Annotated in this window: 16 protein-coding genes; 4 read left to right on the top strand and 12 right to left on the bottom strand. The window is 41.7% G+C overall.

Annotated features, from left to right (window positions below; all coding sequences use genetic code 11):
* Window positions 1-9: 9 nt before the first annotated feature.
* The 9 genes from spoIIIAE to D9X91_RS02440 form a co-directional block, all read right to left on the bottom strand.
* Window positions 10-1,197 carry a stage III sporulation protein AE gene (gene spoIIIAE / locus D9X91_RS02480; protein WP_121678958.1) on the bottom strand — a complete coding sequence of 396 codons (1,188 nt, stop codon included), beginning with the start codon at window positions 1,195-1,197 and terminating at the stop codon, window positions 10-12.
* Between the two features lie 27 nt (window positions 1,198-1,224).
* Window positions 1,225-1,617 (bottom strand): stage III sporulation protein AD, encoded by a 393-nt coding sequence (spoIIIAD, locus tag D9X91_RS02475; RefSeq protein ID WP_199738066.1) that lies wholly within the window; start codon window positions 1,615-1,617, stop codon window positions 1,225-1,227.
* A 14-nt stretch (window positions 1,618-1,631) separates the two neighbouring features.
* Window positions 1,632-1,838, bottom strand: a complete 207-nt coding sequence (gene spoIIIAC, locus D9X91_RS02470; RefSeq protein WP_114746173.1) for a stage III sporulation protein AC — start codon at window positions 1,836-1,838, stop codon at window positions 1,632-1,634.
* 23 nt (window positions 1,839-1,861) lie between these two features.
* Window positions 1,862-2,377, bottom strand: coding sequence for a stage III sporulation protein SpoIIIAB (spoIIIAB, locus tag D9X91_RS02465; RefSeq protein WP_121678956.1), 516 nt, complete (start codon window positions 2,375-2,377; stop codon window positions 1,862-1,864).
* Entirely contained in the window at window positions 2,374-3,303 is a 930-nt protein-coding gene (spoIIIAA, locus tag D9X91_RS02460) for a stage III sporulation protein AA (RefSeq protein WP_121678955.1), read from the bottom strand. The genes spoIIIAB and spoIIIAA overlap by 4 nt, the downstream gene beginning before the upstream one ends.
* Before the next feature lie 408 nt (window positions 3,304-3,711).
* Window positions 3,712-4,269, bottom strand: a complete 558-nt coding sequence (gene efp, locus D9X91_RS02455) for an elongation factor P (protein WP_121678954.1) — start codon at window positions 4,267-4,269, stop codon at window positions 3,712-3,714.
* Between the two features lie 21 nt (window positions 4,270-4,290).
* Window positions 4,291-5,352 (bottom strand): M24 family metallopeptidase, encoded by a 1,062-nt coding sequence (locus tag D9X91_RS02450; protein WP_121678953.1) that lies wholly within the window; start codon window positions 5,350-5,352, stop codon window positions 4,291-4,293.
* A complete protein-coding gene (aroQ, locus tag D9X91_RS02445; protein WP_121678952.1) occupies window positions 5,339-5,797 on the bottom strand; it encodes a type II 3-dehydroquinate dehydratase in 459 nt (152 codons plus the stop codon). Before aroQ ends, D9X91_RS02450 begins: the two co-directional genes overlap by 14 nt.
* Window positions 5,798-5,887: 90 nt before the next feature.
* Window positions 5,888-6,451 (bottom strand): YqhR family membrane protein, encoded by a 564-nt coding sequence (locus D9X91_RS02440; RefSeq protein WP_233569482.1) that lies wholly within the window; start codon window positions 6,449-6,451, stop codon window positions 5,888-5,890.
* Between the two features lie 217 nt (window positions 6,452-6,668).
* On the opposite strand from D9X91_RS02440, the gene D9X91_RS02435 reads away from it, so the two are divergent.
* Together D9X91_RS02435 and D9X91_RS02430 are read left to right on the top strand one after the other, a co-directional pair.
* Entirely contained in the window at window positions 6,669-7,613 is a 945-nt protein-coding gene (locus D9X91_RS02435) for a DUF1385 domain-containing protein (protein ID WP_121678950.1), read from the top strand.
* Window positions 7,614-7,678: 65 nt separating this feature from the next.
* A complete protein-coding gene (locus D9X91_RS02430; protein WP_121678949.1) occupies window positions 7,679-8,017 on the top strand; it encodes an SA1362 family protein in 339 nt (112 codons plus the stop codon).
* Between the two features lie 9 nt (window positions 8,018-8,026).
* Here the strand turns inward: D9X91_RS02430 and D9X91_RS02425 are convergent, their stop codons facing one another.
* From D9X91_RS02425 to D9X91_RS02415, 3 genes are all read right to left on the bottom strand, one after another.
* Window positions 8,027-8,911, bottom strand: coding sequence for a patatin-like phospholipase family protein (locus D9X91_RS02425; protein ID WP_121678948.1), 885 nt, complete (start codon window positions 8,909-8,911; stop codon window positions 8,027-8,029).
* Window positions 8,912-9,361: 450 nt separating this feature from the next.
* A complete protein-coding gene (locus tag D9X91_RS02420) occupies window positions 9,362-11,929 on the bottom strand; it encodes a vitamin B12-dependent ribonucleotide reductase (RefSeq protein ID WP_121678947.1) in 2,568 nt (855 codons plus the stop codon).
* Between the two features lie 343 nt (window positions 11,930-12,272).
* Window positions 12,273-13,109, bottom strand: coding sequence for a lipoate--protein ligase family protein (locus D9X91_RS02415; RefSeq protein WP_121678946.1), 837 nt, complete (start codon window positions 13,107-13,109; stop codon window positions 12,273-12,275).
* Window positions 13,110-13,269: 160 nt separating this feature from the next.
* Between D9X91_RS02415 and D9X91_RS02410 the strand changes: the two genes are divergently transcribed.
* Together D9X91_RS02410 and D9X91_RS02405 are read left to right on the top strand one after the other, a co-directional pair.
* The gene (locus tag D9X91_RS02410) at window positions 13,270-13,641 is read left to right on the top strand and encodes a rhodanese-like domain-containing protein (protein ID WP_121678945.1); all 372 of its coding nucleotides are present in this window, start codon (window positions 13,270-13,272) and stop codon (window positions 13,639-13,641) included.
* Between the two features lie 104 nt (window positions 13,642-13,745).
* Complete coding sequence (locus D9X91_RS02405; RefSeq protein ID WP_158598217.1) at window positions 13,746-14,549, top strand: AAA family ATPase; 804 nt, start codon at window positions 13,746-13,748, stop codon at window positions 14,547-14,549.
* Window positions 14,550-14,620: the final 71 nt, after the last annotated feature.

Below are 14,620 nucleotides of genomic sequence, written 5' to 3'. Positions count from 1 at the left end.
TCCTCCCCCTTATCGAATCATCAAGGTTATATTCCCTGCAGCGATCATGACCGTCACACACAGAAAGAACATGAACGAAACAATAGCCAATGCTGCAAATACATAGATGACACTTTTACTGATTGTGTCCAAGCATGCAATGACAGGACCCCCGCCAACCGGCTGCAAAAGCGCTGCTGCAAGCTTATAAACAAATGCAATCACCAGTACTTTGATCGCTGGAAATGCTGCGATCATGAGCAGGATTGCCACCCCGGCGATGCCCACTGTATTTTTAAGAAGGACTGAAGCCGAAATGACTGTGTCCGTAGCATCGGTAAACATCCTCCCAATGACCGGAACAAAATTGCCGGTGACGAATTTTGCCGTTCTGATCGTAATGCCATCGGTTACAGCAGACGTGGCTCCCTGTACTGAAATGACCCCTAAGAAAACGGTCATGAATACCCCCAGCAGCCCGATGCTCCAATTTCGGAGAAGCTGGGCCAATTGAGTCACTTTATGCTGTTCGGAAAGTGTACTGACAATGCTCAGGAGTGCCGCCAGGAAAAGCAGGGGCAAAACGATGTATTCAATCAATAAACCGCTCGTATTCATCAGCAGGATGATGACCGGATGAAAAAAGGCTGCCGATGTCACCCCACCAGATGTTGCAATCAATGCGAGAAGCAGGGGGAACAAGGCAATGATGAAGTGGATCATCGTATTTATTGCATCCTGTGTATAATCAATCGCCACATGAAATGAATTCAAGGCGATGATGATGAGTACCATGAAAACGATGGCATAAGCTACCTTGCTGACATTCCCTTGATCAAATGCATTTTGCAGCGATTGCAGAAACATGCTGAATATGGTCAGCATGATCAGGGAGCCGAGAAGCTTTCCATTTTGTATCAATTCTTGAAATGTGTATTTGGTGATTCCATAAAACCATTGCTTCAGAGAAAATTTTTTGTCTCCTTTAATGAAATCGATCAAGCTGCCTTTTTGGCTTTCTGGAAGATATCCTCCATATTTATCGATGATATTTTGCCAGTATCCTTTTAATTCTGTAATCCCCAGGTCATCCATCTGTTGGCTGACCAATTCATCCTCTATATTTCTTGTTTGTTGATCATCTGCAGCTTGTACAAGATTCGGAACTGTTAAAAACAAAAGAGCAATGATAAAGATAATCTGCATCCACTGCCGCATTCATTTCACCCCATCATAGTAATGCGTCTATCCTTTTGGTATCATGTTTATCACCGTTTCAATCAGAACGGTCAAGATCGGGATAGCCATCGCCAGGATCAAGATCTTTCCCGCCAATTCCACTTTTGCCGCAATGGCCCCTTGTCCGGCATCCTTTGTAATATGAGAAGCAAATTCGGCTATATAGGCAATTCCGATAATTTTTAAAATCGTCTCAACATAAATCATATTGATGTTGGCATTGATGGCGATCTTTTCGATCATACGGATAATGAGGTAGATTTGATCAATTAAAAACAGAAAAATCGCACAGCCAACAAATACTACTAATAAAAATGCAAAATTGGGCTTTTGTTCTTTGACAATCAAGGCCAAAAAAGTGGTCACAAGGGCAATTCCTACAATTTGGATAATTTCAATCGCAAAGCCCTCCCCTACCCTTGAAATAAAAAGACGGACTTGATTTTTTGAAATAAATCATCCACGATCGAAGCTACCATGAACAGAATGTAAATAAATCCAAATAAAGTCACCCACTGTGCATATTCCTTTTTTCCAACTTGATCGAGAATCGTATGTAAAAATGCCACCACGATTCCAACTCCTGCGATTTTGAAAATGACATCCACATCAATCCCCATATTAGTTCCTCCTAAATTTTCCTTTACAGAAGTAAGATGATCAGCAATAACCCGGACATGAGACCAAGACTTTTTGCCATTTTTTCATATTTATGCTGTTTTTCCCTCGCTTCTTGTTCTTCCCTTTCAAGGTGGGTGAGTGCCAATACAATCTGTTTCTGCTGGGTGATTAAATCGTGTTTTCCTAAATTCTCGCCAAACTGCAGCAACACTTCATACTCACCTTGTTTAAAGGCCGTGAGTTTCCATATTTCCTTCAGGCTTTCTTCCCAGGCAGCTCGCACTGTCGTTTCTGTCCCAGTCAACTTCTCCGCAAACGAATCAAAAAACCAAGATAATGGTTTTGGCATTTGCTTGGCAATCTTTCGGGCTGCTTCATGCAAAGGGGTATGTCCATACATGATTTCAGCCTCCAAGGATTGCATGGCTGATTTCAGCCAGCGAAGCTGTCTTGGCCTTTCGCTTAAGTGCTTGGAGGATTCAAAGCCTGCCCACGTCGTTGATAATAAAATGAATATGGCGCCGATGATCTTTATCATGGCTGTTTCACACTTTCTTTACGGTGAAGGGATTTTCCATTTTCGTCTAATATCCTTGTAATGGTCCCCGGACCTTTTCCTCTTGATAACTCAATAAATCTATTGAAGATTTGTGCATCCAAAATGGGTTTCAACGTCGGCCTTTTTTTAATCTCTTCCAGGCTGCTGCCGTGAGTCGTCATGATAAGTGTGATCCCGGCATTCACTGCCTCCATTATGGCAATACTGTCTTCTTCTCTACCGATTTCATCTACGATCAGAACGTCTGGACTCATGGAACGAATAAGCATCATCATCCCTTCAGCTTTTGGACAAGCATCGAGGACATCGATGCGCGGACCAAACTTTAGCTGCGGAATTCCTTGTACACTCCCGGCGATTTCTGAACGTTCATCAACTATTCCAACCTTGAGTGGATGAATTCGTCTATCTTTCAATCCTGTTGAAATGATCCTTGCCACATCCCTCAACAAGGTGGTTTTCCCCGTCTGCGGCGGGCCAATGATCATCGTATGTTTCCAGCTTGAGTCGTACAGAACATTAACAAGTGGTTCTGCAATTCCAATTTTTTGCCGTGCAATCCTGATATTGAATGACGACACTTTTCTTATTGCCTTAACCTGGCCGTGGTCCAGGATCACTTTACCTGCAAGTCCCACCCTGTGACCTCCTTCAATTGTGATGTATCCCCTCTTCAGCTCTTCCTCCAATGTATAAAAGGAATGATGGCCAAGATTATTTAAAAATTGATCAGCATCATGGGCATGTACGATATAGGGCAAGTAATGGGGTTCTCCCCGTGCTGTGATCTCAAGAGGCCTTGTGATCCGCATCCTGATTTCTTCCATATCATCCAGTAGGTTCGAGGGGAGTGCAGTAATTTGTTCAGCGATTGATTTCGGCAAAAAAGCAAGAATGGTTTCCATTCCATAGTCCTCCTTCGTACAAGCCTCTCGTTACTTCAAATGTATTCTTAAATACACTGAATATGACCACAAAAAAAGCTGAAGGGAAAAATCCCTTCAGCTCAGACATCAGGAAAACTATTTATATGACCATTTGAATTTTTTGAAATTACTCAAGGGGAATGCAGTTGATAAATGAGTAAAAAAACTGACAAAAAAACACTCTTCGAGAAACAGCAAAAAGAAGGGTCTATGTAAAATGTTGGAGGATTACCAGGTGTCGTCACCTTTATTCAATATAAATGCCAATTTCCCTACAGCTGTGACAACAATGTTTTTGCTTGAATTCTCTCAAGACTTTAGCCCCGATTTATTTTAGACGCAAAAAAAGCCGAAGGGGAATTTCCCTTCAGCTTCCTTGTTTTACTCTTAAGCACGTGATACGTAAGAACCTTCAGATGTATTGATAATCAATTTGTCGCCTTCATTGACAAAGAATGGAACGTTGACAATCAGACCTGTTTCAACCGTTGCAGGTTTAGATCCGCCAGATGCCGTGTCGCCCTTGATGCCTGGTTCTGTTTCGGTGACTTCCAATTCAACCGTTGTCGGCAGCTCCACACCAAGTGTTTCGCTTTGATACATCATGATTGCAACTTCCATATTTTCCTTTAAGAATTTCAATTCATACTCGATTTGTGCTGCAGGAAGTTCCAGCTGCTCGTATGTTTCTGTATCCATGAATACATGCTGGTCCCCATTTGCATAAAGATATTGCATGCGGCGATTGTCGATTTGAGCTTTCCCTACTTTTTCACCTGCACGGAATGTTTTTTCCTGAACTGCTCCTGTACGCAGGTTTCTCAATTTAGATCGTACAAATGCAGCGCCTTTTCCTGGCTTTACATGTTGGAAATCCATTACGCGCCAAATGCCATTATCCACTTCGATTGTTAATCCGGTTCTAAAATCATTCACTGAAATCATTTTTATTCCTCCTGCTTCAAATTACAAAATAATTAAATCTTTAGTCGAGTGTGTCAGTGTTTCATTTCCATTTTCCGTAATCAATGTATCATCCTCGATGCGAACTCCACCCAGGCCCTGTACATAAATTCCAGGTTCCACGGTTACCACCATCCCTGGCTTCAATACGACATCTGAACGTACGGAAAGCCCAGGACCTTCATGTACCTCCAACCCGATTCCATGTCCAAGGGAGTGGCCAAAATATTCCCCATATCCTTTTTCACTGATATAATCACGAGCAATGGCATCGGCTTGTATGCCGGTCATTCCAGGTTTGATTTCGTTCATAGACTTTAATTGGGATTCGAGAACGATGTCGTATATTTCTTTCAGTTTCTCAGATGGTTCCCCAACTGCCACCGTCCTTGTGATATCCGATACGTATCCTTTATGCAAGGCACCGTAATCCAATGTGACAAAGTCGCCTTTTTCAATCAGTTTGTCGCTGGCTACACCATGAGGCAATGCAGAGCGGTATCCTGAAGCTACAATGATATCAAAGGATGAAGAGGTTGCACCTGCCTTTCTCATGAAGAACTCCAATTCATTCGATACTTCCAGTTCAGAGACACCTGGTTTAATGTAGTCTAATATGTGTTTGAATGCCGCGTCCGCAATGTCAGCAGCTTCCTTTAATATCTTAAGCTCTGAAGCATCCTTAATCAAGCGTAAGTTTTCCATTAATCCTGCAACGGGAATCAGTTCTCCCTTGAAAGATTTTTCATAGTTTTGGTATGTAGCGAATGTCATATATGATGACTCGAAACCAAGCTTTTGAATGCCCAGTTTTTCTGCCTGCGCCACCACTTCATCATGAAGCAATCCTTTATGCTGAACGATCTCATATCCTTGAGCCTGCTTGCCTGCTTGCTCTGTATAGCGGAAATCAGTAATGAATACGGCTTTATCCTGTGAAATAAGGGCAACCCCTGCTGAACCTGTGAAATTAGTCATATATCTGCGATTGTAAGGACTTGTAACGAGTAGACCGTCTATTCCTTTTTTCGAAAAATCTTCGCGAATCTTTTCAATTTTGTTCATCAATACCCTCTCCCTTTGTTTTTATTAATGCGTTCAATGCCAACTCATAGCCAAGATATCCAAGGCCGGCAATCTGACCTGCAGCAACAGGAGCTGTGACAGACTGACTTCTAAACGCTTCCCTGGCATGAATGTTGGAAATATGTACTTCAATGACAGGAATCGTTATGGACGCTATTGCATCCCTGATCGCATAGCTGTAATGTGTAAACGCTCCAGGATTTAAAATCACTCCACTAAACCCTTGATCTTCCGAATCATGAAGCTTATCTATGATTTCTCCTTCATGGTTTGATTGGAAGCATTCCACTATCGCATTTTGATCTCTGCCGCATTTCACCAACTTTTCTTCAAGATTGGCCAACGTTTCATGTCCATATACACCAGGCTCCCTTTTCCCCAAACGATTGAGGTTAGGTCCATTCAAGAGTAAAATCTTAATGATAACCGCTCCTTAAGAAAAAAGAATGTTCTCCATGAACATTCTACCATAAACAAATTATTCAAAACTACATAATTGTCTCTGCTTCATCCATTAGGAATCCTGTGAGCTTTGTTCTTTCTTCTCGTTATAATGACGTAATTCATTCTCTTCATAAGATATCGAATATCCTACAAAAAGTCCGAATAATCCATATAAGCATACGGTTGTAATGATTGTATCAAAATCCAATTGCATAAACGGTTTAATACTTGGGAAAATGGGGTTTAACACTATAAAAACTAGTAAAAACAGGGCGATGCCATAAACGATCCCCGCCCAAAGATTTTTCATCCTCCTCAGCATTCCATAATAAATCAGGGCTGCAACAATGGAAAAAACGCCTATCGCCAAAATGGATATCACAATGCCAAGCCAGCTGTATTTCCATTCCCCGATCGCCCAAGGCTCCAAAATGACATTAGGGTTTATTGCGGTGAAATGAAAAACATACGCCAAATAGCCCAAGCCGCTCCATAAAACTCCGCCGCAAAAGCCTGTAATCACAGTAAGCATCAAAAAGGACATAGGTTTTTCCCTCGTATCCTGCTCTAGTTGCCCTTTATCTTTATCTTTATCTTTTTCTTTATCCTTTTCTTTATCTTTATCTTCCGACATTGTCATCACCTCCATGGTTATTATGTCCCGGACCAGAATGATCCATTTCATTTTTTCAGGCTGTTTTCACAAAGATTTGTAAAACAAAACGTTCTATGCGAATCAACTGGTAGGAGGACCTATTTTTTAGTAAAATAAAGAATATACTTATTATGAGTAATTAAAGAAATACTACTCAAAGTAAATACATTCAAGATTATAGGTTGGTGTCTACTACATGGAGAATAAGGAAAGGCCAGCATATGGGGGCCAAGCAGTAGTTGAAGGAGTCATGTTCGGCGGGAAGAAACATACCGTGACCGCTGTCCGTAGAAAGGATTCCACAATTGAATATTTTCATTTACCGCGAAAAAGTCGGCCATTGTTCCAAAAATTAAAGAAAATTCCCTTTTTGCGGGGAATCGTGGCCATCATTGAAGCCAGTGCAAATGGATCTCAGCATTTGAACTTTTCTACTGAAAGATTCGATATAGATCCTTCAGAGGACGAGAAAATCTCTGAACAAAAAACCTCCAAGCTTTCCATGATATTGGGTGTTGCCACAATCGGGGTCATATCCTTTTTATTTGGTAAATTCGTATTTACACTCGTTCCGATTTTTTTAGCGCAATTGACGCGCCCGATATTTAGCAGCGACTTTTCACAAGTTCTGGTCGAAGGTTTATTTAAACTTTTATTCTTATTGACCTACATTTATTTGGTATCGCTTACCCCAATCATCAAACGGGTATTTCAGTACCATGGGGCAGAGCATAAGGTCATAAACGCATATGAAAATCTTAAGGAACTGACAGTGGAGAATGTGCAGGCACAATCCAGGCTTCATTATCGCTGCGGCAGCAGTTTTATCTTATTTACCGTCATTGTCGGCGTATTTGTTTATATGCTTGTCCCGACTACACCGCTATGGCTTCGGGTTGTTGACAGACTTGCCCTCATCCCTGTCGTCCTCGGCATATCGTTTGAAGTATTGCAGCTAACGAACAAACTTCGGAATGTCCCCGTGCTGAGATTCTTAGGATACCCGGGATTATGGCTGCAGCTGATTACGACGAAAGAACCGGATGATGACCAAGTGGAAGTAGCCATTGCCTCGTTTAAAGAACTGTTAAGAATGGAAAACATAAAGGAAGAGGATATAAATTCCGAAGAAATTGTATAATTTGAATAATATAAGGTTTAAATTTTTTCATTTTTGCTCATCATGCTCATAGGGAGGTGGCTTTCGTGAACGTTCGCTATTGGTTTCTAACCGGAATTATAATGCTGGCCTTAATCGGCCTCTTCTCAAATCCATCGTCTTTCTTAAGGGAAGCTTTATTTGTGATAGTCGTGGCTGGCGTCATTTTTATCCTATATCGCGTCATAACCATGAGAAAGCCGAATGGGAAAGACCAACGAGCATTTATTAGAGCAGCAAAGAAAACAAAGAAAAAGCATAAAAAACGTCAAACGGCCAGCGTTTCTTCCATCCAAAGCCGTAAGAAGCCTATCAGAAAAAAATCCCAGGCCAATTTAACGGTAATAGAAGGCAAAAAAGGAAAAAAGAAAAACCGAGCGTTTTGACTCGATCATTTAATAGCACCATATTTTTAGGAAATCGTCAGCTTTTCTACGCCCTAATTCGATGAGGGCGTTTTTTCTTGGTTCCGTCAAATCAAATTCGGTCGTTAAGATATTTTCAGTCGGGATAAAAATAATGTTTTTCTCATGTTTCCTTGAGATATATCTTGCATCATGGGCATTTTTCATCGTTTCAAACAATGCCCCAAACATTTGCATCCCATTTTTGATTTGATTTGGAGGAGAATCCAATTGACTTGAGCTGAGCTTAATGCCTAAAACAGGCCTTTCCTTCTTTATATTCTCTTTGTCAAACAGCCACATGGGAAAGTTGCTGAGCACCCCCCCATCCACAATAATATTTGTTCCATCTATATTTCTTAGCTTAACGGGCTCAAAAAAATACGGAAGGCTGCAGCTCATCCTGATTGCCTTCGCTACGGGGAAACTCTCTATTGGTATGCCATACTTTTCAAGATCATCCGGCAATATCATCAATCTACCATTCGTCAGGTCTGATGCAACCACTCTTAATGCGCCTGATTCCAAATCGGAAAAAGAATAAATCCCTTTAAGCGCCAATTTTTTTGTAAGCCACTCTTCTAAAGCTTTTCCAGTGTATATCCCGAGACGCCAATATACCATCAGCCATTTTGCAAAAGGGAGCGGAAGAATACTTCTCCGGGAATCGAGAAAATGATTAAAATCTGTGTCATTCAAAAGCTGGATCATTTCATCGGAACTATATCCTGCTGCCGAGAAAGCCGCGATGATCGAGCCAGCCGAAGTGCCTGCCAGCCTCTTGAAGCGAAATCCTCTCTCTTCCAATGCCTGATAAGCTCCTATCAATGCAAACCCTTTAATGCCTCCACCAGAAAACACCCCATCGATCCACATTGTGTCAGCCCCTTTGAAGTTACATTGCATTGTTACATCCTAAGTGGCGTTGATTGAAAATAGAACTAAAACATCGAAAAAAAGGATGATACCGATAATGACAGCGCAGGTGATATTTTTGAAATTGAGTTCTTGATGATTGAGGAAGTGATCCTGTTCCGAAGGGGGATGAAAATACGTCTTATTCACCTCTTTGAGACACCGGACTTCACTTTTGAGTGAAACGCGGTCCGTCTTCACATCCTTTGGTACACGACTTTGCTCTTTTGAGCCGAATTTGCGTCGCATCATTCGCTATGTGAAATGAATTTTATCTTTTTGGTCGAAATCGGTTTACGTGGTGAGCCCCCAAAAGAAAAAGGAGCTCCCCTTTACAAAGGGAATACTCCTTCTTCAACAACGACTGACTTCAGTCGTAATTCCTTTTTCTTTCTCTCTTAAGACTTCTCCTTATAGCCCGCATTTCAATTGGGCAGCGCAGTTGTCGCATGTATTGCAGCCGCCGATTTCTTTTACTTTTCCTTTGCGGCAGACAGGACATGTGTTGCCGACTTCAGAACCGATGGTAACATTGGTGGATCGTAATTCTTGAATAGTATCCACTAAAACGACGGGCTGCTTTTTCACATTTTCAGATTCCACTGGATCGTCATTCTCTTCAAAGCGATTTTCTTCCGCTTTCAATGTCAGGACCTGTGAATCACGGCTGCCATCCACATAGACCGTACCGCCCTTTGCTCCTCCTTTATAGAGGCGCTCATAGACTTTTTCCACTTGTTCCACTGAATACCCTCTTGGTGCATTGACCGTTTTGGATATGGAGCTGTCGATCCAACGCTGAATGACACACTGCACATCCGCATGCGCTTCCGGTGCAAGCTCCATCGCAGTGACGAACCAATTCGGGAGTGAATCACCGTTAGCTTCAGGGTTTTCTTCCAAGTAATCCTTGACGATATCAGCCTTCACTTCAATGAATTTGCCTAAGCGGCCGCTGCGGTAATACGTAAATGAAAAGTATGGCTCCAATCCGGTGGACACGCCCACCATCGTTCCCGTGCTTCCGGTAGGGGCCACTGTCAACAGATGTGAATTGCGTATTCCATGTTCAAGAATGGATTCCCTTATACCCTCTGGCATCTTGCTCATATAGCCGGTATTGATAAAGGCTTCACGGATCCGATTTCCTTCCGCCCTTGAAGCACCTTCTAAAAATGGGAAGCTTCCCTTTTCTTTTGCCAACTCAACCGACGCGCGATAGGCTGTGGTCGCAATCACTTCGAACACATCATCGACAAGCTTGTTTCCTTCCTCTGACCCGTATTCTTTTTCACAGTAGATCAGCAAATCAGCAAGTCCCATCACTCCAAGTCCTACTCGTCTTTCACCAAGGGCCTGCTTTTTATTTTCTTCCAGGAAATAAGGTGTCGCATCAATGACGTTATCCTGCATGCGGACTCCGACTTCCACGGTCTTCTTCAATTTTTCAAAGTCGACGGTCTTTGTTTTAACATCCGCCATTTCTGCTAAGTTGACAGCAGCGAGGTTGCAGACACTGAACGGCGCCAGCGGCTGTTCCCCGCATGGATTTGTCGCCACGACTTTCTGGCCGTATGCCTTGGCATTTGTCATGTCATTTGCATTATCGATGAAAAAGATGCCTGGCTCCGCTGAATAAGTAGCACAAATATTGATTAAGTTCCACAGCTCTGCTGCTTTAATCTTACGGTATGTGCGAACTTTATGCCCTTTTTCTTCCCATTCCCGGACATCCCCTACTTCATGCCATTGGTCATTATAAATTTTCATTTGTTCTGGATCATATGACTCTACATCCGGGAATCTAAGGGAGTATTCTTCATTTTTATCCACTGCTTCCATAAAATCCTTTGTAAGGCAGACCGAAATATTTGCACCAGTCAAGAATTCTGGATTATGGACTGTATAGGTTCCGCCAGTTGCAAGCTTCAGTTCTGCTTCCTTGATGATTTTTTCATCGAATCCCCCGTTTCCAGGAATATGTTTATAATTGATGATTCCTTGGTACATAGAGATTTCCTGTTCTGTCAACGGCGTGAATTTCAGTTTTTCCTGTGCAATTTTTTTAATATGTTCATCTTCTGTATTTTCTATCAAATAACGAAGGATTCTTGGATTCTGCATTTTGGAAATGATGAATTCCACGATATCTGGATGCCAGTCGGTCAGCATGATCATTTGTGCGCCCCTTCGGGAACCGCCTTGCTCCACTAGGTGAGTAAGCTTTGCGATATCATCCAGCCACGAAACGGAACCGGAGGATTTACCGTTAACCCCCTTCGCCAGTGTATTGCGCGGACGCAGTGTCGATCCGTTCGTTCCCACGCCGCCGCCTCTGCTCATGATTTCCATGACTTGTTTGCGGTGTTCAGAGATGCCTTCCCTTGAATCTTGAACAAAAGGCATCACATAGCAATTAAAATATGTGACATCCGTTCCGGCACCTGCTCCATATAATACTCGTCCTGCCGGTACAAAATTCAGATTCACCAATTCATGGTAAAACTTTTCGAACCATTCCTGTTTCTTTTCTTCTGTCCGCTCAACCGAAGCAAGCCCGGTGGCGTTTCGCTTGGCAATTTGTTCATAGAAGATTTCAAGCGGCTTTTCAATTACATCCAACGATTTTTTAACAATGCCGGTTTCCACTTCCGCCGGATCATCCAAAACACTTCGATATTCTTCTTCGACCAATACTTCGGCTGATTTATTTTCCCAATCAATATTTACTATGTAGCCCAATCCACGTGCTGGGAACTTCGGATCTTCTTTTATTGTCAAAACGACATAATCATCATTTGTAAGTGTTACTTTTTCGGTGTCCTTGAAGGAATATCGATCAATCATGACTAATCGAGAAACGCCTTTGTGAGTAATTTTCATTTCTGGGGTAATTGGGTGCACCTGGGGAAAAAGATGGATATCCTTGTTTAATCTTTCAGTATTCAGATTCATTTGCTCATTCGTTGCAACAGACATCTTGCCAACTCCTTTAATCTATATCAGTTATCAATCTGTGAGTGTTCTTAATTGTTCTTCGCAAAATAAATATACCAAATAACATGACTACATTTCAACTCATAACACTATATATTGTGTTATTTTTTTCAAATCACATACTATATATTGTGTATTGGTCAAATCTATTTAAAATTGTCAAACCAAAAATACAGCAGATATGAAAGAATTAACGAGAGATTGGAAGGTTATATCAACTATTCCGATCCATACAACTTTTTTTCAGATTTGCAAAACCAGAAAGGCGGACAAACCCTTGATAAAAAGGAAAAAAGCGCCGAGCTGTGCGCTTTTTCAAAAAAAATTATCTTCTGAAATTCCATTCATCGTTTTCATATCGATCTTGTGCAATTTTCTTTACGTATTGTATTTCTTCATCTGACAGTTCATATGGCTGGAGTTCAATATTCAAGCCCTCTTCAAATCCTTTTTTAAATGCTGCTTTCGCTTCGGAAAGATTGATTCTTTTCGGGCTGATTGCATTTATGGCGACCGCTTTGTTTTTAAACGCCTTCTGCATCCTCTCTTTTACCCTGTCACTCGGATACTTGAAAAGACTGAACAATTTGTCTTCATCCAAATCCAATAAAATCGATCCATGCTGAAGGATGACCCCTTTTTGCCTTGTTTGGGCACTTCCGGCCACTTTTCTGCCTTCAACGACAAGTTCATACCAGCTAGGGGCATCAAAGCATACAGCCGACCTCGGGTTCTTCAGGCTGCTTCTTTCCTCATCCGTCCTTGGAACCGCAAAATATGCCTCTAATCCAAGTCCGTGAAAACCTTTCAGGATCCCTTCGGATATGACCCGGTACGCCTCCGTGACTGTTTTAGGCATTTCGGGATGTTCCTCGGAAACGATCACACTGTAGGTAAGTTCCTCATCATGAAGTACACCTCTGCCGCCAGTCGGTCTCCGGACAAAACCAAGCCCATGCTCCTTCACTGCATCCATATTGATTTCTTTTTCCACCTTTTGAAAATACCCTATGGAAAGGGTGGCTGGATCCCATCCATAAAAACGGATGGTAGGAGGGATTTTTCCTTCGCTGTGCCAATCAAGTAAAGCTTCATCCAAAGCCATATTAAAAGAAGGGGAGCAATTCCCTGAATCGATGAAACGCCAAATTTCTTTTGTCATGTTGTCAAAACCTTCTTTTTCATTAATAGTTTTTATAATCCGATATTAGTCTATCAAATCTCTAAAAAAAACAAAAGGCACTTGCTTTTTTGTTTTGATTCTCAGTGTAAAGATGCCTATAATAGTAAATAGCTTCATTTGTTAGAAAGGGGAAGTAACTTTGTATATTTTGCTAGCCGTCATTGCCGGAATAATTGCTTATTCTCTTTTTAATTTCTTCTATCAAAAGAGAATCATCAAGAATTTGACCGAAGATGAATTCCGCCAAGGGTATCGCAAGGCACAATTAATCGATGTGCGCGAACCGAACGAATTCGATCAAGGGCATATTTTGGGCGCGAGGAATATTCCGCTGTCCCAATTAAAAATGAGAATGAAAGAAATACGCACCGACCAGCCAGTCTACCTTTATTGCCAAAGCGGATTGAGGAGTGGCAGAGCCGGCCAGACACTTTATCGAAAAGGCTATCGAAACCTTCACCATCTTCAAGGTGGATTTAAAAAATGGACAGGTAAAACGAAGGCCAAATAATAATTTAATCAAAAAGGGCTGTCCAACAAGTGCCATGCACTCGGGGGACTGCCTTTTTTTATGGATCCTAAAGCTAAGACCATTTTAAAATGAGGTGGAATTGTATGTTTCTAAACAAACTGGAATTTAATAGGGGAAATTGCAGCAATGAAGCAGCCTATCCATTTGATTTACCGGTCATTCAAACGCTTGAACCAATGTATTTCCATACCCCGATAACCATTTTCGTCGGTGAGAACGGCTCCGGAAAATCAACCCTGCTTCAAGGAATGGCAGCGGAGGCGGATTTGCCTAATATCGGAAGGACTGATTGGGGTTTGGATCCTTTTCTTAAGTCATCCATCCAGCTGAGCAGCCTATTGAAGCTGACTTGGAAGGTAAAGACAAAGAAAGGATTTTTTTTAAGAGCCGAAGATTTCATCGGATTTACAATACGCCTTAAACAAATGAAAGAAGAAGCTCAGAACGAATTAAGCAGGATTGAACATGAATATAGGGATCGTTCTTCCTATGCCAAGAGCTTAGCTGCATTGCCCCATAACAGGACATTGCATGAATTGAAGCAGCGATACGAGGATGGACTTGAATTTCGTTCACACGGAGAGAGCTTTTTGGATTTTTTCGAAGCTAATATAAAGCCGAACGGGCTTTATATGCTCGATGAGCCGGAAACGCCTTTATCCCCCATGAGACAATTAGCATTTATGAGCATGATCATAGATTCCATTAATAACGGCTCACAATACATCATCATTACCCATTCTCCATTATTAATGGCATTGCCCCACTCAACGATTTATTCTTTTAATGACCACCATATCTCTCAAATACAATATGATGAGATTGAGCATGTAAACCTCATGAGGCAATTTTTGGATGCCCCGGAAAGGTTTCTTAAACACTTATAAACCCTTAAACAACCAACTTTTCAATGACAGGAAATGATAAAAGGATTGAACCATCCTCAATAGGAGCGGGT

Source organism: Falsibacillus albus, assembly GCF_003668575.1.
Taxonomy (GTDB): domain Bacteria; phylum Bacillota; class Bacilli; order Bacillales; family DSM-25281; genus Falsibacillus; species Falsibacillus albus.
Note: the sequence above shows the minus strand (reverse complement) of the source record. Positions and strands in the feature narration are given on the sequence as shown.